This window comes from Novosphingobium sp., from assembly GCF_032093395.1.
Lineage (GTDB): Bacteria > Pseudomonadota > Alphaproteobacteria > Sphingomonadales > Sphingomonadaceae > Novosphingobium.
This window is the reverse complement of record NZ_DAMDBA010000017.1, coordinates 47,537-69,493: the sequence shown is the minus strand read 5'-3', so window position 1 is coordinate 69,493 and position 21,957 is coordinate 47,537. Positions and strand designations below refer to the sequence as shown.

The 21,957-nt window shown below is 62.8% G+C and carries 16 protein-coding genes; 13 read left to right on the top strand and 3 right to left on the bottom strand.

Going from position 1 to position 21,957, the window contains the following annotated elements; translation table 11 throughout:
• From RT424_RS08795 to RT424_RS08785, 3 genes are all read left to right on the top strand, one after another.
• Positions 1–1,038, top strand: a 1,038-nt coding sequence (locus RT424_RS08795; protein WP_313436460.1) for a cytochrome c peroxidase, incomplete at its 5' end; no start/stop codon positions are given.
• A gap of 70 nt (positions 1,039–1,108) precedes the next feature.
• Positions 1,109–1,870: a TonB family protein gene (locus RT424_RS08790; RefSeq protein ID WP_313436457.1), complete on the top strand. Its 762-nt coding sequence runs from the start codon at positions 1,109–1,111 to the stop codon at positions 1,868–1,870.
• Between the two features lie 105 nt (positions 1,871–1,975).
• Entirely contained in the window at positions 1,976–4,807 is a 2,832-nt protein-coding gene (locus RT424_RS08785; RefSeq protein WP_313436454.1) for an insulinase family protein, read from the top strand.
• A gap of 48 nt (positions 4,808–4,855) precedes the next feature.
• Here RT424_RS08785 and RT424_RS08780 read toward each other — a convergent pair whose 3' ends face one another.
• Complete coding sequence (locus tag RT424_RS08780; RefSeq protein WP_313436452.1) at positions 4,856–5,320, bottom strand: hypothetical protein; 465 nt, start codon at positions 5,318–5,320, stop codon at positions 4,856–4,858.
• Positions 5,321–5,760: 440 nt separating this feature from the next.
• On the opposite strand from RT424_RS08780, the gene RT424_RS08775 reads away from it, so the two are divergent.
• Both RT424_RS08775 and RT424_RS08770 read left to right on the top strand, forming a co-directional pair.
• Positions 5,761–6,594: a sulfotransferase gene (locus RT424_RS08775; RefSeq protein WP_313436449.1), complete on the top strand. Its 834-nt coding sequence runs from the start codon at positions 5,761–5,763 to the stop codon at positions 6,592–6,594.
• A gap of 63 nt (positions 6,595–6,657) precedes the next feature.
• The gene (locus RT424_RS08770; RefSeq protein ID WP_313436446.1) at positions 6,658–7,956 is read left to right on the top strand and encodes a polysaccharide pyruvyl transferase family protein; all 1,299 of its coding nucleotides are present in this window, start codon (positions 6,658–6,660) and stop codon (positions 7,954–7,956) included.
• 192 nt (positions 7,957–8,148) lie between these two features.
• Here RT424_RS08770 and RT424_RS08765 read toward each other — a convergent pair whose 3' ends face one another.
• A complete protein-coding gene (locus RT424_RS08765; RefSeq protein ID WP_313436442.1) occupies positions 8,149–8,484 on the bottom strand; it encodes a hypothetical protein in 336 nt (111 codons plus the stop codon).
• Entirely contained in the window at positions 8,453–8,695 is a 243-nt protein-coding gene (locus RT424_RS08760) for a sigma factor (RefSeq protein ID WP_313436440.1), read from the bottom strand. Before RT424_RS08760 ends, RT424_RS08765 begins: the two co-directional genes overlap by 32 nt.
• Positions 8,696–8,815: 120 nt before the next feature.
• Between RT424_RS08760 and RT424_RS08755 the strand changes: the two genes are divergently transcribed.
• The 8 genes from RT424_RS08755 (at position 8,816) to RT424_RS08720 (ending at position 21,875) form a co-directional block, all read left to right on the top strand.
• Positions 8,816–9,853 carry a LacI family DNA-binding transcriptional regulator gene (locus RT424_RS08755; RefSeq protein WP_313436437.1) on the top strand — a complete coding sequence of 346 codons (1,038 nt, stop codon included), beginning with the start codon at positions 8,816–8,818 and terminating at the stop codon, positions 9,851–9,853.
• Positions 9,854–10,056: 203 nt separating this feature from the next.
• Positions 10,057–10,557: an RNA polymerase sigma factor gene (locus RT424_RS08750; protein ID WP_313436434.1), complete on the top strand. Its 501-nt coding sequence runs from the start codon at positions 10,057–10,059 to the stop codon at positions 10,555–10,557.
• A 1-nt stretch (position 10,558) separates the two neighbouring features.
• A complete protein-coding gene (locus tag RT424_RS08745; protein ID WP_313436431.1) occupies positions 10,559–11,488 on the top strand; it encodes a FecR domain-containing protein in 930 nt (309 codons plus the stop codon).
• Between the two features lie 108 nt (positions 11,489–11,596).
• Positions 11,597–14,623, top strand: a complete 3,027-nt coding sequence (locus RT424_RS08740; protein ID WP_313436428.1) for a TonB-dependent receptor — start codon at positions 11,597–11,599, stop codon at positions 14,621–14,623.
• Entirely contained in the window at positions 14,623–16,128 is a 1,506-nt protein-coding gene (locus RT424_RS08735) for a phosphoesterase (RefSeq protein WP_313436425.1), read from the top strand. Before RT424_RS08740 ends, RT424_RS08735 begins: the two co-directional genes overlap by 1 nt.
• 253 nt (positions 16,129–16,381) lie before the next feature.
• Entirely contained in the window at positions 16,382–17,476 is a 1,095-nt protein-coding gene (locus RT424_RS08730) for a LacI family DNA-binding transcriptional regulator (RefSeq protein ID WP_313436422.1), read from the top strand.
• A 591-nt stretch (positions 17,477–18,067) separates the two neighbouring features.
• Positions 18,068–20,371: a TIM-barrel domain-containing protein gene (locus RT424_RS08725; protein WP_313436475.1), complete on the top strand. Its 2,304-nt coding sequence runs from the start codon at positions 18,068–18,070 to the stop codon at positions 20,369–20,371.
• 37 nt (positions 20,372–20,408) lie between these two features.
• The gene (locus RT424_RS08720; protein WP_313436419.1) at positions 20,409–21,875 is read left to right on the top strand and encodes a GH1 family beta-glucosidase; all 1,467 of its coding nucleotides are present in this window, start codon (positions 20,409–20,411) and stop codon (positions 21,873–21,875) included.
• The last annotated feature ends 82 nt before the right edge of the window (positions 21,876–21,957 follow it).

Genomic DNA, 21,957 nt, shown 5'->3' with positions numbered 1-21,957 from the left:
ATGCCGACGCCCGCCGTGGGGGCGCAGGCGATCGAGGCTGCGCCTACAGCGGCTGAACTTCGTAGCCTTTACGGTGGTTTGCCTGAAACTTGGCCGCGCCCCGTGCTCAAGCCCGGTGCGCAATTCCAGGAGTTCGCCTCACTGCCCGCGTTGCCTGCCCGGAGCGCACAGGAGACAGCACTGGCGGGCATCGGCAAGCGGCTGTTCGATGACCCTGCCTTGTCGGGCAGCGGCCAGATCGCCTGCTCATCCTGCCACAATCCCGAACTCGGCCTGGGCGACGGTCTGCGTACCTCTTTCGGAGACAGCCGACAGCGCGGACGCCGCAACGCTCCGACGCTCTATGCGGTCGCGTGGATGACGCCGCTGTTCTGGGATGGTCGCAGCCCGACGCTGGAAGACCAGGCCCTTCATCCGATCATGGACAGCAAGGAAATGGCCGGAGCCACCCGAACCGTGGCGGCCCGTGTGCGCAGAAGCGCAGTCTACCGCGAAGCATTCCGAGCCGCCGATGGAACCCGGCGCATCGGGATCGAGGACGTCGCGCGGGCGCTGGCCGCCTACGAGAGGACGCTGGCGCCGCCTCGCACGCGCTGGAATCGGGTTCTGGAAAAAGGCGGGCGGTTCCTGGACGATCAGGAACTGAAGGGGCTGCACCTGTTCCGCACGAAAGCCGGGTGTGTCTCGTGCCACAGCGGTCCGTTGTTGTCGGACGGGCAGTTTCATAATCTTGGCATCAGCTTCTATGGTCGCAACCGGGAAGATCTCGGGCGTTACGAAGTCACGCGCGATCCGGCCGATGTGGGACGTTTCCGCACGGCGTCGCTGCTCGGGTTGAGCCGTACGGCGCCTTACATGCACAATGGCCTGTTCCCCACCCTGGAAGACGTCGTGGCGCTCTACAACGCCGGGGGCGGCAAGGATCGCGCCCGCGGCAAAAGCGATGTGCCTGCGCCCATCCACGATCCCCTGCTGACGCCGCTGAAGCTCACGCGCGAAGAACGCGATGCGCTTGTGGCATTTCTGAAAGTTCTGTGATCGTGCAGGAATTTGATGCGGCAATCCGCCCGCTCGCGCTGGAGCTGGACGAAGGCGAGGGGTTGGCCCGATGACGCCCCGGCTCACATCGGCATTTCTCGCGACATCGGTGCACGGCCTTGTCTTGCTCTTGCTGCTTGCTGCGTGGCGTGCGCCGCAGGCCGGTGTGCAGGGTGCCGCCGGTCAGCGGGTTACGACGATATCCGTCGCTGGGGCGCAGATCGAGGCCGAAAAAGCGGAATCCCGGAAGAAGCCAGAGCCGCGCAGCAAGGCCAGTCCGGCCGAGGCGGCCAACTCGAAGGTACCATCCGTTTCGCCGCCTCCCGAGCGCCCGATCGTTTCCGAAGTGGCGCTGCCGAAGCCGCTGGTGATTGCGCACGGTGATGGAAACCAGGGCGCCGGGCCTGCGGAACCTTCTGCGGCCCAGCCACCGGTCCCGGCCCCGGCAACGCTACGGGAACCGGCAGCGGCGTCCGGCAGCGGGCGCCCCGGTGCCGCGTCTGCCGCTTCCGAAAGCTCTGCACCGGCGGGGGCCATTGAGGGACGCAATGCCTATGCCGTCAAGGTTTTCCGCCACATCCTGAAGCGAAAGGCATTTCCGGCCAGACTTGCGCGGGCCGGAATTCGCGGCCGGGTGCTGGTCCGCTTCAACCTCACGGGAAGCGGCGGGATAACCGACATCGCCATCGCCAGGAGCAGCGGTGTTGTCGCACTTGACGGACTGGCGCTGGAACAGGTCCGAGACGCGGTGCCTTACCCCCTTCCTCCCAAGGAGCTGAGTGCCGCGCAGCTCCATTTCATCGTACCCATGACCTACCGGCCCTCGACCTGAGCGCCACCCCCTTCAGCACTGCCTCTTCGAACAATCCCAGAAGTACTGCGGCACGCGGGAACCGACTGCGCTCGCCGCCCTCTCCACGGAGCCTCGCGCCTGACCATGAAAACCTCGCTTGTCCCGATTGCTTTCCTCCTCGCGGCAACGCCCCTTGCAGCCAGCGATCCCATCCGCGCCGACGATACCGCATGGGCCTTCGAAAGCAGCGACGTTCCGATGGACGAGGCCTTCCGCGTCGGTCGCCTCGCCAATGGCATGCGCTATGTGCTGCGCCGCAACGGCACGCCGGCGGGCACTGTCGTCGTCCGCATGGACGTGAATGTCGGCTCGCTCGATGAAGCGCCGAACGAGCGGGGTTTCGCGCATTTCCTGGAGCACCTGGCGTTCAACGGATCGCACAATGTTCCCGAAGGTCAGATGGTGCCCTTGCTGGAGCGGGCAGGGCTGGCATTCGGATCGGACACCAACGCCTCCACCAATTTCAGTCGCACGCTTTACAAGCTCGATCTGCCGCGCGCGGATCGCGAACTTCTCGATACCGCCCTGATGCTGATGCGGGAGACCGCCAGCAACCTGACGATCGCGCCCGATGCCGTGGCGCGCGAACGCGGGGTGGTGCTCGCCGAAATGCGCGACCGCGATTCACCGGCGCTGCGGAATACGACCGACGGGATGGACTTCTTCTACCCCGGATCGCTCTATACCCGGCGGCTGCCGATCGGCACGACTGAGACGCTGGAGGCTGCCACCGCCCAGTCGCTTCGCGCCTTCTACGAGCGCGAGTATGTGCCCACCCAGACCACGCTGGTGGTCGTGGGGGATATCGATGTCGATGCGGTGGAGGCGGACATCCGGCGCCGCTTCGGCGATTGGCAGCCGCGCCCGGCCGAAGCGCAGCCTGACGCAGGCCCGATCGACACGGCCGATGCAGACCGGATCCGCATCTACACCGCCCCCGCGCTGTCGGAGCATGTAACGATCCAGCGCAGCGGCGACTATATCGACGAACCCGATACGCTCGAAAACCGAGAGCAGGCCATTCTCCGCGCGATCGGATACGCCATCGTGAACCGTCGGCTGGGCCGCCTTGCCCACGGGACGAAGCCGCCTTTCCGCAGCGCAAGTTTCGGGACTGGCGATCTTTTCGAGACGGCCCGCTCTACCGCGCTGGGCATAAGCACGGTCGATGGGCAGTGGCGCGCGGGCATGATCGCGGCCGGTCTCGAATATCGGCGCGCGCTGGAGCACGGCTTCACCGCCGATGAAGTGGCGGAGCAGATCTCGCGGCTGCTTACCGGAGCGCGTAACGCGGCCGCCTCGGCCGACACTCGCAGCAACAAGGGCCTGGCGCAACTGGCCCTGGGCCTGGTGGACGATCGCGTGATCCCGTCCACGCCGCAATCGGCGCTGGAGCGCGTGGAGGAGCTGGCGCCCCGGATCACACCGGATGACGTGCTGGAGGCGATGCTTCGGGAAGCCGTTCCCCTGGAACGACCCATGATCCGCTTTGCCGGACGCAAGGCCCCCGAAGGCGGCGAGGAAGCCCTGCGGTCCGCCTGGGCCTCGGTACGGCAGTCGAGCATCGGCAAGGGTGCCCAGGCCAAGCCTCGACCCTTCGCCTATACGGCTTTCGGCACGCCGGGGCAGGTCATAGCCGATACGCGGTCGCACCGGGGCATCCGGCAGGTTCGCTTCGCCAACGGTGTCATGGCCAACTTGCGCCGCACCGAACTTGAAAAGGGTCGCATCCGGGTCAGTCTCGCGGTGGACGGGGGCAGCCGGCTGAATACGCGCGACAATCCTCGCGCGACCCAACTGGTATCGAGCCTTGCCGGGGGCGGCCTCGGCCGGCACAGCGCGGATGAGCTGAAGTCCATCCTGGCCGGACGAAGTGTCGGCATGGGGCTAGGCGCCGGGGAGGACTCTTTCGATGCGGGCGGTGTCACCACCCCGCGCGATCTGGAACTGCAATTGCAGCTGCTGGCCGCGCTCGTAACCGATCCGGGATACCGTCCCGAGGGCGAGGTTCGCTATCGCCAGTCGATCGACAATCGCTTCGCCCAGATCGACGCCACTCCGAAATCGGCGCTCCAGGCCCGGCTGGGCAGCCTGACGAGCGGCGGCGATCCGCGTTTCTCGCTGGGGACCGCCGATGATTACCGCAGCCTCTCCTTCGCCCGTCTGAAAGCCGATATCGGCGGTCGCCTTGCGCATGGAGCAATCGAGATCGGCGTGGTCGGCGACTTCGACGAAGAGACCGTCCTTGCATTGCTGGCACGCACTTTCGGTGCCTTGCCGCAGCGCGAACAGGCTTTCGGCACGCATGAAGGGCAGCCGATCCGCATCTTTCCGAAGGGCGCGGCCAGCCACGTCGTCCGGCACAAGGGGCCGGCGAACCAGGCAATCCTGAGGATGCTATGGCCCACCCGCGACGACGCCGATCCGCTTGAAGCGGCGAAGCTGGAACTGCTGCATGAGGTCATGGACATTCGGCTGACCGAGCAATTGCGCGAAAAGCTCGGCAAGGCCTATTCGCCGGGGTCGGCCAGCTTCATGTCGCATGTGTGGAAGGGCTATGGGTACTTCCAGGTCAATGCGTCGATCGACGCCGCCGACATTCCGGAAACCCGCCGTGCGATCGAGCAGGTCGTTGCCGGATTGCGGACGAATCCGGTCGACGAGGACACCCTTCGCCGCGCCCGCGAACCCATGCTTCAGCGGTTCGCGAATGCGCTCAAGAGCAACGGCGGCTGGATGGGCCTCGTGTCGCGATCGCAATCGCGACCGGACCGCATCCTGCGCTTCGAGCACGCGCCGGATCTTCTGCGCGCGATTACGGCGGCGGACCTGCAAGATTCAGCGATGCGCTATCTTCGCGCGGACGATCGCATGGAAATTCTTTCCATCGCACAGGCCGTGCCGGGTTCGAGCTAGGAGAGGGCGCCTGTAGCAGGCAGGCGCATCCCGCCCCTGCCTCGCACATTAGATTATCTTGTCGATGAGGGCGATGCGCGCTTGATCTTTCGGTCTGCCGAGCCGTCGGAACATCCCGCGCAACTCTGTCAGTTCCGGGACATATACCGTCGTATCCGCGATAGTGAAACTCTGGCGCGTGGTGGGTAGCATCGGTCGCCACACCCCGTCGAGATCACGCAAGGTAAAGTCCGCCATGAACTCCACGACCAGGGGGTTCTCTTTCCATTGTCCAAACACCTCGGATCGGAAGCGAGGGTGCGTGGACGGGGGTGCCTGCGTGATGCCGATTTCGGAAAAGAGGTCTTTCGCATCGCGGACGCTCAACATGACGTCGATGTCGGAAACCGAGATGGGAACCGCGCCGTGGAGTGCTGCCGCCCCGCCCGTGACGATCCACCAGGGGTCTCGGGCGTTGCGCAGGAGGGTGCCGACGGCGACCATTGTCTCTCGAACCGGGATGGCCAAGCTCATGAGGTGCTGTTGCCGCGGCATCTGCGATTTTACAAGCGCTCGGGTGAAGAGGCTGCTTGCCCCAATCCGTTGCAATCGCGGAAATGCTGGATCTCTCGGCCTTTTGGGTCGCCGGTATATATAATCCTACATAGGCTGATTTTGCCGATGGACTGACATCGGGGAGTGCATCGGGCCTAAGCCGAAAGATCAGTTTCTGGCCGGAGGCCGTTCACGTATATTTTTGGAAACGTGATTTGGGAGCCGATGCGCAGCGCAGTTACGCGATCTTTTGATGGAAACGTCCGCCAATCCCACGGGAAAAGCCTGGCCGTTTCCAGGGTGCTATGCGCGTCGGCAGACGCTGCTTGAGCGCCTGCACCAATCGGGATCGCATTGCGTCAGATCATCGAGGTTATCCTTTCCTGTGCCAGCGCATCAACTGGAGGCGCAAGTATCCAATGCAGTTCAATGATATCGATTTCATCATTATTGGGGCGGCCAAATCGGCAACCACCTGGCTGCAGAAACAGTTGCAGTCGGATCCGGCGGTTTACATGCCCGACCCCGAGCTGCACTATTTCTCCAGGGAGTACAGCCGTGGCGAAGACTGGTATCTGTCCCAGTTCAGCGAAAGCGGCGTCGGGAAAATCGTGGGCGAGAAGTCCAATTCCTACCTATACACGCCTGAAGCGGCGAACCGCCTGCATCACCATCTGCCTCATGCGAAGCTGATTGTGCAGCTACGCAGTCCGGTGGAACGGGCCTATTCCAACTACTGCATGCTTTTCAGGCGCGGTGAGGTGGGGTGTGATATTGGTAATTACATCGATCCCGCGTTGGGTGAGAATATGCGGTTCCTCTTAGCCGGCAATTTCGCGTCCCATCTGCAATCCTATATCGACATGTTCGGACGTGAGGCGCTGCTCATCCTGTTTTTCGAGGATGTTCTGGACGCGCCGGAAAGGCAGATTTCACGGGTTCGGGCTCATCTGGGTCTACCGCCGCGGCCTTTAGCTCCCGGCGGGCAGGATAAGGTCAAGGACAGGACGGTGCCGGTCGTGCCTCCGGGATTGAGCAAGAATCTTGCCTGGATAAATCCGATCGCTCGGCACTTGCGCGGTACCACCGCGTTTCAGGCCATGCGAAGTCTGATCGCACGCGAAACCCGGTACCCCGCCCTGACTGAAGATCTGCGGAAACGTCTTAACGATTATTACAGCCCTTCGATCGAGGCGCTGGAAAAGATGAGTGGTCAATCGCTCAGTCACTGGTACGAACTGGCGGCGGACTAACAAGCAAATGATCGGTAATGAGGCCCTGGGGCGGATCAACTATCAAGGGGAGGGTTCGGAAACATGAAGACGTTTATCATCACCGGCATACAGATGAGAAATAAAGGCGCGCAGGCCATGTTTCTTTCCCTGAGCAACTCTCTGAAGTCAATCTACGGAGAGTGCGAGGTCATCGGTTTCGCTAACAAGTACGATGATCCGGAACAATATTCGTTCCGCCTGTTGCCGTACGACGACTTCACACGGTCTGTTTTGAAGCATGGTCTGTATAGGGTGCCGTTCCTGGCGCCCATATTGACGGGCATCGTCGGATTTCTGAGAAAAAGCGATCGGTGGCGCGACACGATTAGCGAAATGAGAAAAGCTCTGCAAAGAGCGGATGCCATTTTCGACGCAAGCGGATACACGCTGGGTTCCGGGTGGCCCAAGCAAAGCGGAAGAATCTTGTTGGACACGATAAAAATTGCGCGGAAATTCAATAAGAAAATTATTCTCATGCCGCAGAGCTTCGGTCCGTTCGATTGGGGGGAGAAGGACGACGCGAAGTTTGTTGATGAGGTAAGGAAGGAGTTGGCCTATCCGCTGAAGATATATGCACGCGAATGCGAAGGCTATGAATGCCTTAGGTCTCTTGGGCTGCATAATGTCGAACTATCGGCGGACATGGTTATCAGGGAAAAGGATTTTCCCAGTGCCGGACAGATTCTTGCCGACTACAAGCCGCAAAACGAAAATTATCCAAAGAAGAATTCTGTTGGTTTCATTCTGAACAAGAATGTCTTCAGAACTGGGGATGATGCTGCGGTTCTCGATCTGTATGTGAGAATGCTCCAGAAGCTGGTCGATAATGGCGAGAGTGTTTACATTATCTGCACGTCCACCGCTGACTTGGGTCTGGTGAACCAGGTCTTGGGGAAGGTTGAAAACAGCAAGGGGATCCAGGTGATTTCCGGAGAGTTCTCGAGCCCGGAACTGATAGATATCATCGCTCGCTTCAAGTACATCGTCGCTTCGCGCTATCATTCGGTAGTGTTCGCCTATAGAAGCGGTGTTCCCGCAGTCATACTTGGGTGGGCCAGCAAATATACCGACCTTGCGGCGCTGTTTCAGCAGCAGGACTATGTCTTCGACATAAGATATCCAGATGCCGCGAAGATCATAGGTGGGGTGGAAAAAATGATCGCCCACTATGAGGATGAAACAAGGCACATAAAGCAATGCCTTGAAACCGTCCAAGCCACGTCGATCGTGTTGCAAGCCGCGAATGTCCTCGATGAGCAAGACCTGGCGTCAACGGTGACGGTGCGTCCCCAAGTTGAATTTTCACGTGGGAAAGGGCAAGCGACTGCAATGACCGTGTAATTCAGGAGCTCTGCCATTGAATGACAGCATCATGGCCGTACATGCGGATGAAGACCTGAATTTTTCGTCTGGAATTCGACCGGCACGACCAGTTCGATGCTCTCGCCCGCCAGTGTGAGAGCGTCGTCACGGCCGCATCTCGCGCATGATCCGCTCGCGATCGGTCTGTATGGTCGCTGTTGCAAGACCCGACTATCGTGCCATGGCCCCAGCAAACCCGCGATCCTGCGTGCGAGTGGCGAGGGGCCATGCGGCAAAGGCCGGCAAGCCGGACGAAGCCAGCATCATCAGGTCGAACCCGGCAAATACTGCGTCGCCCGCAACCAGGCTGGCCACCAGCCCACGGGTTGTGGTGAGCGCATTGACGAGCGGAGCCAGCAGATAGAGCACGGCGGAAACCACCAGCGCCTCGATCCAGGCCCGCGATGCCGGCCGTGTCAGCGTCGAGGCTAAAGCGGCGGCCCAGGTCAGAAACAGGCAATCGATCTCCCACTCGCTACGTTCGGCAAGGTGCGGCGGCGCGGACATGGTCGGTCGCCAGGTTGGTGGCGAGGCGGTAGAGGAACGCCCGCTCGTTGACGATCGGCGGATCGTCCCCCACGCGTTGGACCCGGAACCACAGGCTCTGTGTCACGTCCTCCGCCGCAGGCGCGCTGCCGACGATGCGCTGCGCCAACCGCAGAAGCGAGGGGCGTTCCAACAGCAGCAGGCGCGTCAAGGTACTGGCGTTCGAGGACATTCCGAAGGCGCTCAGCGATGTTGCGATAATTCGCAATAATAGGGTTTTGACCAGTCCGTCTCGGTGCTGCCGCGCAAAGGGCGGCTTGATAGTGGCATTGCCGCAGGGCATGAGGTGGCGATGAGTCATCACAGCGATACGCGGCGCCAGGGCGAGACAACGATTGAAGACGTGGCCGCGGTGGCGGGCGTTTCCATCAGAACCGTCTCTCGTGTTCTCAATGGCTCATCCCTGGTGAACGCGGCGACCAGGGAGCGCATAGAACAGGTCATTGCCCAGCTGAAGTTCACGCCGAGTTCCCGCGCGCGCGGCTTGGCCCTGAGGCGGTCGTTCCTGATCGGGCTGATCCACAACGACCATAATGCGCTGGTGCTGGACGCCATACAAAGGGCAGTCATATCGGCTACGGTGAGCAGCGGATATGAGTTGATCACGCATCCGAATTCGCTGGAATCCCAGGCCGCGATCGACGAACTGCTAGCCTTCGTGGAACGGTCGAAAGTGGATGGACTGATCGTTCTCCCTCCCATCTCCGGGATACCGGGACTGGCGGACGCCCTGGCGGAAGCCGGTATCCTTGCTGTCGCCCTGTCTTCCGTCCCGATCGACGGGTTTTGCGATGTCATCATCAGCAAGGAACGCGAAGCGGGTGCTCGGGTCGCCCGCTATCTCATCGATCTGGGGCATCGCAGGCTCGGTATCGTCAATGGGCCGGCGGACGTGACTTCGGCGCGGGAGCGACGCGCCGGTTTCGTCGATGCAGCCTCGTCGGCGGGCGTCCCGGTGGCCGAGGTCGATGGGGATTATGGATTTACGTCGGGCGTAGCCGCCGCAACCCGCCTTCTTTCGCTTGGCGAAAGACCTACCGGCATCTTCGCCGCGAACGACATCATGGCGGCGGGTGTGCTGAAGGTCGCGGCAAGCCTGGGCGTTGCCGTGCCGACCGATCTCTCGGTAATCGGCTTCGACGGCAGCATGATCACGCAGATGCTCACGCCGGCGCTGACATCCGTCTATCGCCCTTTCGATCTCATGGCGCAAGGCGCGGCGATGCGCCTGATGGCACGGATCGAGGGCAAGGCTCCTCCCGTTCTGCCCGATTTCGCGATGGAGGTCGTTCCCGCCGAATCCACCGACCGGGCGCCAAAGATCGGGTGAGGGTATCCTAAAAAACGGCTCCCTCGCCGGAGGGGCTGAGAATTCGCGAAAGGCGAATTTTGCGGCACCGGGCCAGAATGCCACCGGGGGATTTCTCAAACGGGTTCCAAGACACAAGGATCGCAAGGCAGCACACCAGGACCGACGATCAAGCGCCCGCTTTGTCATGAAACCGCATTCTTTACTTCTTAAGTGCCCCAGCGATGGGGTTCGCGGATCTAACGAAATTTGCTCCGAAGTCGGCGTTCAGCTGGGCCCGGCTTCGGGACCAGGTGGCACGCATGACCCGGCGCGACGATGCTGAGGATCTGCTTCACGACGCATGGGTCAACGTGGCCAGCGCTCAAACGCTGGCGCGCAATGAGGATGCACTGCTTGCCCGCGTGGCCAGCAAACGCGGGATCGATGCCTATCGCCGCGAACGCCGGGCCGGGGAAACGATAGTCTGGGATCCCGATGTGGACATGGTCGCGGACAGCCACCCTTTGCAGGACGAGATTCTCATCGCCCGCGAACAGCTTGACCGCCTGCGCGTCGGAATGGGCAGACTAAGCCCCCGGACCCGGCAGATTTTCTTGATGTATCGGCTGGACGGTCTTAAATACCGCGAAATCGCCGAGCAGCTCGGCATCAGCCAGAGCGCCGTCGAAAAGCATATTTCGCGGGCAATGGCGCATCTGACCGACTGGATGGAGAATTGTTGACGTGATCTTCCGCAGCAAGCCGGAGAGTATCAACCGGCAGGCGGCGGACTGGCTGGCTCAGCTCCACGCAGACGATCGATCCGTCCATGACGAGGCCGATTTTCGTGCGTGGCTCGGGGCCGATCCGTCACGCGCCAGGGCATTCGAGAAAGCATCCGGCATCTGGGACGCGGTGGGCGGCCTGCGTGACGATCCCCGCCCGGCTCCTCCTGCGAAGCGGGAGCACACGTCGCGGCGCGCGGTCCTGGCAGGCGGTGCCGGACTGATCCTGACCTGTGGCCTCGGGCTCGGCTGGCGGCAGGCCCATGCCGGGGTCTATCAAACCGACCTTGGCGAGCAGCGCCGGTTCCTGCTGGAAGATTCGACGCGCATCATGCTGGACACCAGCACGCGGGTTCGCTTCACGGCCGATGCGTCGCGCCGCCTGCTGACGCTCACGTCCGGCCGGGTCGATATCGAGATCGCCCGCGATGCCCGTCCCTTCGTGATCGAGGCGGGGGACACTTCCGCCGTGACGCAATCGGGGCGGCTCGACTTGCGGCGCGACGAACACACCGTTGCCATTACCGCGATCCAGGGCAGCGCCAGCGTGCAGTCCGTGAGGGCGCGAACGGTCCTGGCGGCGGGAAGCCGGATCGCCATGGAACCCGGCCGGAACGACAGGCTCGATCGGCCGGAGATCGACGATCTGCTCGCCTGGCAGAGCGGCAGGCTGGCTTTCCGCGATGAAACCGTGGCCCAGGCCGTGGCGGAGATGAACCGTTACACCAGCCGGGAACTGGTGGTGTCAGATTCCAAGGCCGCGGAGATGCGCCTCAGCGGCGTCTACCGGGTGGGCGATCCCGAAGGCTTCGCCCGGTCGCTGGCGATATTGCTTCCCGTGACGATCGCGGAGGAACCCGGCAGGATTCGCATCTCCGCCGGCCACTGATAATTACCGCTGAAAATTTTTCTTCACCGGGGGGTGGGGAAAATCGAAGGCGGGGCGACGATGCCATAAGCGGCGGTCGCCACGAGCGTCCGAACGGGGATATCGGACATGACTTCTTTCAAACGGCAGCTTTGCCGATCGGCGGCGCTTGCCCTGGCTCTTGGCACTATCGGTATGGCGCCGGCCGTTCATGCCCAGGCGCGGCAGGTGCGCGTGGCCATCGCGGCGCAGCCCATGGACCGCGCGCTGGAGCAGCTTGCCCGTGACAGTGGACAGGACATCCTGTTCACGCGCGAGGCGGTCGCAAACCTACGGGCCCCAGCCGTATCCGGTGAACTCGATGCCGAAACGGCGGTTCGTCGCCTGATCGCGGGCACTTCGCTCACGGTCGTGCGCAACGGTTCCGGCGCCCTTATCGTCCGCCCTCTTTCGGCGGCGGCCGCACAAACGCCGGCAGCCGCGAACGCAGGACCGAGCCCGGCCAGTGAAATCGTCGTCACCGCGGCATTCTCGGACGGCGTCGAGCGCTCCCTGGGAGTGAAGCGCAATGCGGATTCGATCTCCGATGCCGTGGTTGCCGCCGACATCGGCAAGCTGCCCGCCTTCAACGTCGCGGAAGCGCTGCAGCGCGTACCCGGCGTCACGATCGTTCGCGAGGCCGGAGAAGGCCAGTTCATCAGCGTGCGCGGCCTTGGCCCGAACTTCCAGGCCGTGACGTTTGACGGCATGCCGCTGGCCTACAACGAGAATATCCGCAATTCCGGCCAGTCCGGCCGCCAGTTCCGCCTCCAGGTGCTGCCCGCGACGCTGATCGACAGCGTGGTCGTCACCAAGTCGCCCACGGCGGACCTGGTCGAAAGCGGTATCGGCTCCACCGTCGATATTCGCCTGATCAAGCCGCTCGACCGTGAGTCCTTCGTGGCCGCGAATGCCTTTGCCGGCTATGAAGAGCGCACCGACAGCTTCAATCCGAACGGCACGATCTCGGCCGGGTGGCGCAACAGCGATCGCACGCTGGGCCTGCTGGCCGGCGTTTCCTATTCGCGCCGCAAGGTCCAGTTCGATCGTCTGCGCATGGGCTGGCAGGAAGAAGACGTGGAAGGCCTGGGCACCTTGCGCGTGCCGGGCGACGCCCAGCCCTATCTGGAAACCGAGGATCGGGAACGGTTGAGCGCCGTCGCCGGCCTTCAGTGGCGCCCGTCCTCGACGTTCGAGATCGACATCGACGGCCTGTTCTCGCAGTTCAACAACGAAACGACCGAGCGGCGGCTTACCTATTACATTCCGAGCCAGCTTTCGCGGCTCGATCTCTCTACCGCCGTGGTCGAGGACGGCAGGCTGGTGGCAGGAACGATCCGCGGCGCCCGCATTCGCAATTACAGCGAATACATGGATCAGTCCCACCAGAACCTGCAACTTAATGCGACGGTGAAGCTGGACCTGGGCGACTGGCACATCGAACCGCGCGTCAGCTATGCCCGTGCGCGCAGCGATCTCGACACGCCGATCCAGCGGGTGCAGTATCGCACCGCGAACGGCGCCGGCGGCGATCTCACCTTCGATTTCAGCGGCGATGTCGCCAATGACGGACGGATAAAATCGCTCTATTCCAGCCTCGATCTCACCGATCCCTCGCTCATGCCGTTCGAAAGCTTCGCCGTGCGGCCGATCAATTCGATCGACGAGGACAAGAGCTTCGTGCTGAACGTCTCGCGTGAACTGGACTTCGACGTGGGCGGGCTGCGGTTCAGCAAGCTCAAGTTCGGCGGCCAGGTGTCGGATCGTTATCGCGACTACCAGCGCCGCGACCGTAACAGTGCCGCATTGCGCGACGGCTTCACGCGCACCGACGCCTTTCTGCAATATCCCGTCCCCGGCAATGCCTTCGACAAGTCGATCGAGAACCGCCAGCCCTGGACCAACGTGGACTGGTCGCTGTTCAACCAGGCCTACACCCTGGGCAGCGAGTACGACGGCGTCAGTCCCAATGCCAGCGACCTGGCGCCGACCGCGGCGGACCTCCAGAACTCCTATCGCATCGGCGAGAAGATCCAGGCGCTCTATGGCCGCATCGACTTCGAATCCGACTTTAGCGACGTGCCGGTTTCCGGCAACTTCGGCCTGCGCTATGTGCGGACCGAAACCGATGTGCGCGGTACCACGATTGCGCCGGTGGCAGACGGGGCAGGGGGTGTGACCACCGAGGTGCTGCCCACGACCACGCGGGCGACTTACGCCGAATTCCTTCCCAGCGCCAACGCCATGTTCCGGTTCTCGGACAATGTCCAACTGCGGCTGGGCGTGGCCCGGACGATGACGCGCCCTTCGCTGTCGGAACTGCGCAATTCGATCAACACGAACAGCGTGACCGTGACCAGCATCTACAACGAGGGCGCCGCCGCATTGGCCGACCCCACGCTGAACCTTCAGGCGTCCGGCGGCAATCCCAACTTGCGTCCTTATACGTCCTGGAACTTCGATGCCTCGTTCGAGTGGTACTTCGACAAGTTCGGCGCGTTCACGGTGGCAGCCTTCCACAAGGACATCAGCAACTACATCGCCTCCGACTTCGAAACCCGCACGCTGGCCTTCGCGGTTAACGACGGTTCCACCCTGCCGGTCGATATCCTCGTCGCCACGCCGACCAACGTTGGCGATGCGGCCATTTCGGGTGTCGAATTCGGCTATACCAACAAGCTGCCGTTCGGTCTGGGCGTCACCGCGACGGCCACTTTCGCGACCTCGAAGCTGGAACTGGATTCCAGCGGCGTCGGCATCCAGTCGGCAGGCATTCAGGGCGTTTCCGACGTCAGCTACTCGATCACGCCGTTCTTCGAGACGGGGCCGTTCGAAATCAATGTCAGCTACACCTACCGCAGCAACTACATGACGGATTCCGGCGCCAACGTGACCTCGCTGCCAAGCCCGGAGGATGTCGTTGCCTACTACCAGAAGGGCTTCGGTATCGTCGACATGGGCGCCAGCTTCAAGCTTCGGCCCAATGTCGAGCTGTTCATGCAGGCCGTGAACGTCCTGAACGCGCGGCAGGTCTCGTTCGCCGGTACCGAGAAGGAAGTCAGCGAAATCCACACCTTCGGGCGGACCGTCAACTTCGGTGTTCGCGCCAAGTTCTGATGCGCCTCTGTTCGGGCATCGCTCCGGTCGTAAAGGCCGGGGCGATGCCCGATCGCCTGGAGAATTCGAAACTCATGACGTCCACCCGTCTGCTTCTCGCCGCCGCTCTCCTTTCCGGGCATGCCCTGCCGGCTTACGCGCAGGATACATCGCAGCGGCGCTGGCTGGCGGGCGATCATCACGTCCACAGCATCTACAGCGCGCGTTACGAACCGGATCTCGAGCATCCGGACCGCGCGCCGGAGCCGATTATCGGCGGCGATTCCGCCCACACTATCCTTCGGAACGTGCAGATGGCGCGCCGTTTCGGGCTCGACTGGATGGTATCGACCGATCACGGCGGCCCGCACCATTCGGCACTGAATCACGATCGCGCCTGGCCGGAAGTGGTTGCTGCCAGGCGGGCGGTTCCGGAAATGACCCTGTTCTACGGCATGGAGTTCGACGTACCCGGCGGAGAGCATGCCAGCCTCATCCTGCCGAAAGCCTCCGACGAGCGCGGCACTCTGCGCGATATCGAGGCGCGCTTCGGCAAGCGGGAGGCATTCCCGGCCGATCCGTCGCGCAACACCAAGGGACGGATGATCGAGGCTCTGCGCTACATGGCGGCTCTGCCGCAGCCTCCGGTTCTGATCGGCAATCATCCCTCGCGCACGGCGACGGGCTATGGCGAGTGGGGGCTGCATGCTCCCGCCGAGTATCTCGCGTGGAAGCAGGCGGCGCCGAACGTGGTGATCGGGATGGAAGGCGCGCCCGGCCATCAGGCTGCTGCTCCCCAAAACGGCAAGGACAAGGCGCACGGCTCACGCGGTCTCTACGGCGGATTCCCGACGATGGGCGGTTTCGATCAGATGGTCGCGCGTGTGGGCGGTGCGTGGGATGCTCTGCTGGGCAAGGGGCTGCACTGGACGATCACCGCCACATCCGATTCCCACGGGCATTGGCGTGAGGGCGGGGCGGACTTCTGGCCGGGGGAGTATTCCAAGACCTGGGTCTTCGCCGCGCCGAACCACGAGGATATCCTTGACGGCCTACGCGGCGGACGTGTGTTCGTCGCCACGGGCGGCCTCATCGATCGACTGGATCTGAAGGCGACGCTGGTGGACGATAGTGAGCATTCGGCGATGATGGGCGGCACCCTTGCGGCTCGTGCGGGCGAGGAGATGGATGTCACCATCCGATTTCGCACGGCCGGCAAACCGAACGCGGCGGGCCAGGTGCCGTTGGTCGATCATGTCGATCTGATCGCCGGGAGCGCCTCGGCCGGTGATGGCGACGGCAACGCGTCCACGCGGATCGTCGGGCGCTTTACGGCGGGCGATTGGCGCTCGGAAGGCGACGTACTGGTCATCACGCACCGGATGAAAGTTCCGGCAGGATCGACATATCTGCGTGTGCGGGGCTCGAATACAAACCAGACCGAACCACAGCCGGACATGATCGGCGAGGATCCCTGGAGCGATCTCTGGTTCTACTCCAATCCGCTCTATCTAAAAGAAAAGTAGCCCTGATCGACGAACGGTCGAGCGTTTCGGGCCCCGAGGACGGGCGCAGATAGCTTCACCTTCCCATTGTCGGCGTCCTGACCCCCAAGGCCGGGCGAAATTGCGGCTCAATCGCGAGACACTGCCGTATCGCTTGACGGGATGTCACTCCTGCCGAAAGGGCCTTGAAGCCAGCTTCAAAGCGGTGGAAAGCGGTGAGCGCCATTGCCTCCGGTCAATTGCGCTTTCGGTCGCTGTCGTTCACAAGTGACAGATGGCTGCAAATATAAAAACCAATAACAGCAAAACGCCGCGACGCCCGCGCGATGTTCCTACGATCAATGATGTCGCACGCCATGCCGGTGTATCGCCGATGACGGTTTCGCGCGTGATCAACAACCACGAAGCAGTTCGATCCTCGACCCGGGAACGGGTCAAGCGATCGATCGAGGCCTTGAACTACGCCCCCAGCGTTGCTGCAAGAACGCTCGCGGGCGGGGATGAATTGCGGATCGGCCTGGTCTACAGCAACCCTTCGGCGTCCTATCTCAGCGAGTTGCTCGTCGGAAGTCTCGATCAGGCCCGCCACAGCAATGTTCATCTCCTCGTCGAACAGTTCGAGGAAGAGGCGTCCATAGCGGAGTTCGTGCAGCACCTTCAGCGCGGCCGGTTGAATGGCATCATACTTCCGCCCCCCCTTTGCGACCTGCCGGAGATGGTCGATGCGCTTCAGGCTGTAGAACTGCCGATCGTGTCTGTAGCGACCAGCTACAGTCCGGGGGGAACGCCGGTCGTGAGCATCGACGATTTCAGCGCTGCCCGTGAAATGACGCAGCATCTGATATCTCTCGGACATGCGCGGATCGGCTTCATAAAGGGCAACCCGAACCAAAGCGCCAGCGAGCGAAGGTTCGAAGGCTATCTTGCGGCATTGAGCGAAGCCGGTTTGGAATTGGAGCCGTCGCTCGTTTCGCAGGGCTTTTTCACGTACCGTTCCGGTCTGGATGCAGCGGAACAGATACTTGATCTCGGGGAGCCGCCGACAGCAATCTTTGCCAGCAACGACGATATGGCGGCTGCAACGGTAGCCGTAGCGCACCGTCGCGGGATGGACGTTCCCGGCGATCTTACCGTCTGCGGGTTCGACGACACCCTGATGGCGACCGCTATCTGGCCGGAGTTGACGACGATCAGACAGCCGATCCAGGCCATGTCCAGAGCTGCGATGGACCTGATAGTGAAGTGCTTGCGCGGCACATCGGATCAGACCGCGCAGAATGGTGCGCAGCTTCTCGGTTACTCACTGATTCGGCGGCAATCGGATGCAGCACCGCGAAAAAGACCCCGACACAGCAACAGCAACAAGTGATAGCGTTAACATTACTTGCTTACGGTTAAGTACTGATCGGGATCTCGACGCAGGGGGTTAGAGGCCGCGAAGCGCCGATGCGTCACGTCTTCACGCGGAAATAGTACGAAAAATGATTATTTTCACGTACTTGTGTGAAGAAGGCTCGAACGCGGCTTGCTGACGAGTACGTTGGAGCGCTTGGCCCATTGGCTACGGCATGGGCTGGAAAAACCAGCGACAACAAATAAAAAGCGAAGAGGGCAATAACGGCCCCTCGACAGTTTGCTTTGGTAGCGGTACCAAATGTGAGAGGAGCCGATTGGGGGCGACGTCATGTGGCGCGCGACGACGGCAGAGAGAGGATGCCCTTGAACATGCGACATGATCGCGACATTTGCCGGCGAATTTAGGCGCCGCGGGCATTCGCCTGTCGGGATTCCAACGAAAATCCAAAACGTATCGATCAGGCCGAGCCGGTCGCGCGGCGGTATGCTGCCGCAGCGGTTGCCTATCCTGGTCACGAAATTGAATGGGAGCATCCGGATTATGATCTGTAAGGGCAAGAGCGGCCTTGTGCGCAAAACGGCAGTTGCATTGGGCCTGTCCTCGATGGCGTTTGCCGCCGCTTCGGCATCGGCCGCGCCGATGGCGCTGCTCGATCGCAACGGCAGCCGCGTGGCTGTCGAGCCCTATGCAGAGAATATCGTCCGTGTCACGATCGCACTCGATCCCGAGCTGGCTTCCGCGGCTCCCGGCGAAGGCCCCAATGCGCAGCCGAACGCTGCGGGGTGGACGCATCGCGCCGACACTACCGGAGACATATTCGCCTCTTCCGCGCTGACGCTGACTGTCGATGCCAAGCCCTATCCGCCCGCGCCGACCATGATGCAGCGTTACTTCGCGCCTTCGCTGCCACCGGTCAGCCTCTCGGTAAAGGATGCGGACGGCTCCGTGCTGGCGCGCATGACGGGCTGGGAAATGGCGCCGGTCACCGTCAATGGCGAGAAGACCTTCAAGATGGGCGCGTCTTTCGAGGCGGAGGCGGGTGAGCACTATTACGGGCTCGGCCAGAACCAGGAAGGGATGCTGGATCTGAAGGGGCGCCAGATCGACTGCGCGCACAACTACGACGCTCCGGCGGGCGAGACCGTCTGCGTGCCGTTCATGGTGACCAGCAAGGGTAACGGCAAGTTCTGGGGCATCGTCTGGGACAACCCGGCGCGCACCACCGTGTGGCCGGGCCTTCATTCGAGCACGCGTTTCCAGTCGCAAGTCGGCGAGCGCGTGTCGTTCTTCGTCATCACCGGCAAGAGCACCGATGAGCTTTATGCCGGTTATGCGAAGCTGACCGGCCAGACGCCGCTGCCGCCCAAGGCAGCCTTCGGCCTGATCCAGAGCAAGGCGCGCTACGAGACGCAGAAGGAGCTGATGGACGTCGCGCAAGGCTATCGCCAGCGCGGACTGCCGCTCGACGTGATGGTGCTGGACTGGTTCTACTGGTCGCGCATGGGGCAGCTGGACATCGACCGGACCTATTTTCCCGACCCCAAAGGCATGAACGATCAGTTGAAGGCGCTGGGCATGCGCTCGATCATCAGCGTCTGGCCGCGCTTCGAGCGGGAATCGCGTTACTTCGACATGCTGTCCACCAAGGGATGGCTGCTCAAGGACAAGGACGGCAACGTCGTGGACGGGCTTCCGGTCCGCTCAGACCGTGCCGGGGCGCTGATCGACAGCACCAATCCCGAAGCGCGCGAATGGTTCTGGGGCAAGCTGCGCGACAATATCGCGTCGGAAGGTTTCGACTGGTTCTGGCTCGACGAAACCGAGCCGGATCTGGTTCCGGACGGCTATTTCTATTCGATTGGTTCGGGCGACCGCTATCACAACCTCTTCCCCCTGGTGCATACGAGCGGCGTCGCTGCGGGCACGGAACGCGATCGTCCTAATTTCCGCAACCTGATCCTGTCGCGCGCGGCCTACCTCGGCTCGCAGCGCACCGGCAGCCTGTTCTGGTCATCGGACGTCAAGTCCACCTGGGAAGCGCTGCGGCGCCAGGTGCCGGCGGGCCTCGGGTTCACCGCCTCGGGGCTGGCCTATTGGGGCAGCGACGTCGGCGGCTGGCAATGGCCGAGCGGTCCCAAGGCGGAGCATCCGATCCTGGTCGATCCGGCGGGTGCGACGGCGATGGGCGCGGACTATGCCGATTATCCGGAACTTTTCGTGCGCTGGTTCCAGTATAGCGTCCTCACGCCCACCTTGCGCATCCATGGCCAGCGCCCCGGCGCCTCGCTGTGGGAGTATGGCACGGCGGCGGAGCCGATCCTGGCCGACTGGCTGCGCCTGCGCTACTCGCTGATCCCCTATCTCTATTCGCTGGGCCGCGGCACCTATGAAACCGGCGCGCCGTTCATGCGCGGGCTGTTCATGGACTTCCCGAACGACCCCAAGGTCGGAGCGATCGGCGACCAGTATATGCTCGGCAAGGCATTCCTCGTCGCGCCCGTCACCGAGCAGGGGCAGACGAAGCGCTCGGTCTACCTGCCCGCCGGAACCGCCTGGTACGACTATTGGACCAACCAGCGCTTCGAAGGCGGCCAGACCGTGGAAGTGGATACGCCGATCGAGCGCATCCCCGTGTTCGTCAAGGCCGGGTCGATCGTTCCCATCGGCGCGCAAGTGCCGAGCACTGCGACGAAACAGGCGATCGAGAGCATCCGCGTCTACCCCGGCGCCAATGCCACTTTCACGCTCTACGATGATGACGGCACCACCAACGCCTATCGCGGCAAGAGCGGCGGCAAGAAGGCGGAACTCGTGTGGGACGATGCCGCCGGCAAGCTGACGAGCCGGCAGGCCTTGCCGACCGGACAATCGCTGAACGGCCTCATCAGGATCATGGGTGCGCAGTAAGACACCGCATCCGCCAAGACTTCAGGAGATATCACCGATGACCGGAATCAACCGCCGCCAACTCGGCATGGGCCTGGGCGCTGCGGCGCTCGGCGCGGCCCTGGGTGGCCGCGCCTCTGCGCAGACGACTGCCCCCGGTGCCGCCGGCTCCCCCTCGGCTGCCACCGATGCCCTGTCCTTCCCGGCCGAGTTCCAGTGGGGCTGCGCTACCGCGTCCTACCAGATCGAGGGTGCAGTGAAGGAGGACGGCCGCGGCGAGACCGTGTGGGACGTCTATGCGCACACCCCCGGCAAGACCACTGACGGCGGCACCGGCGACGTCGCCTGCGACAGCTATCACCGCTATCAGGAAGACATCGCCCTGCTGAAGGCGCTGGGCGTCAAGAACTATCGCTTCTCCGTGGCATGGTCGCGCATCTTCCCGAGCGGCAAGGGCAAGCCGAACCAGAAGGGCCTCGACTACTACAACCGCCTGATCGACGGCCTGCTCGCGGCAGGCATAACCCCGCACATGACGCTGTTCCACTGGGATCTGCCCACCGGGCTCCAGGGCGGCTGGCAGTCGCGCGACACCGCCTATGCCTTTGCCGACTATGCCGGCTTCATGGCGGGCAAGACGTCCGACCGCGTGAAGCACATCATGACGGTGAACGAGCTGCGCTGCTTCACCGACCTTGCTTACTGGAACGGCAACAAGGCGCCGGCGCTCCGGCTGCCGATGGATCAGGTCAACCAGGTGCGCCACCACGGCGTGCTCGCGCATGGGCTCGGCGTCCAGGCGATCCGGGCACAGGCCAGGGCGGGCACCCAGGTCGGCCTGGCCGATAACGCGACGATCTTCGTCCCCGCGATCGAGACCGCCGAGCACATCGAGGCGACCAAGAAGGCCATGCGCGAGGAGAACGCCATGTTCCTCACCGCGATCATGGAAGGCCGCTACATCGACAGCTACCTGGCCGCGCAAGGCAAGGACGCGCCCAAGGTGCAGGCCGGCGACATGAAGGCGATCGGCAGCGCGCTCGATTTCGTGTCGCTCAACGTCTACACCGCGAACACCGTGCGTGCCGCCGACACGGCAAGCGGTTACGAGATCCTGCCGCACCTCGCCAACTCGCCGCGCATGGCTTCGCCCTGGCTCTACATGTGCCCCGAAGCGCTCTACTGGTCGATCCGCACCGTCAGCGAGCTGTGGAAGCCGAAGAAGCTCTACATCTCCGAGAACGGCTGCTCGGCCGACGATCCGGTGGCCAAGGACGGCAAGGTCTACGACGCCGACCGCGTGACGTACTTGCGCAACTACATCAGCCACCTGCACCGCGCGGTCCGCGAAGGCTTCCCCATCGAAGGCTACTTCCTCTGGAGTCTGATGGACAATTTCGAGTGGGAAGACGGCTACACCAAGCTGTTCGGCATCCACCATGTCGACTTCAAGACCCAGAAGCGAACCCCCAAGCTCAGCGCCGACTGGTACCGCGAGCTCATCCGCACCAACCGAATGGTGTGACGGTTCCGCCCGGCGCAAGCCGGGCGGCAATGCCGCATCCGGAACGGAAAAATACCGCGCTCACGGGAAAGCGCGAAGAAGA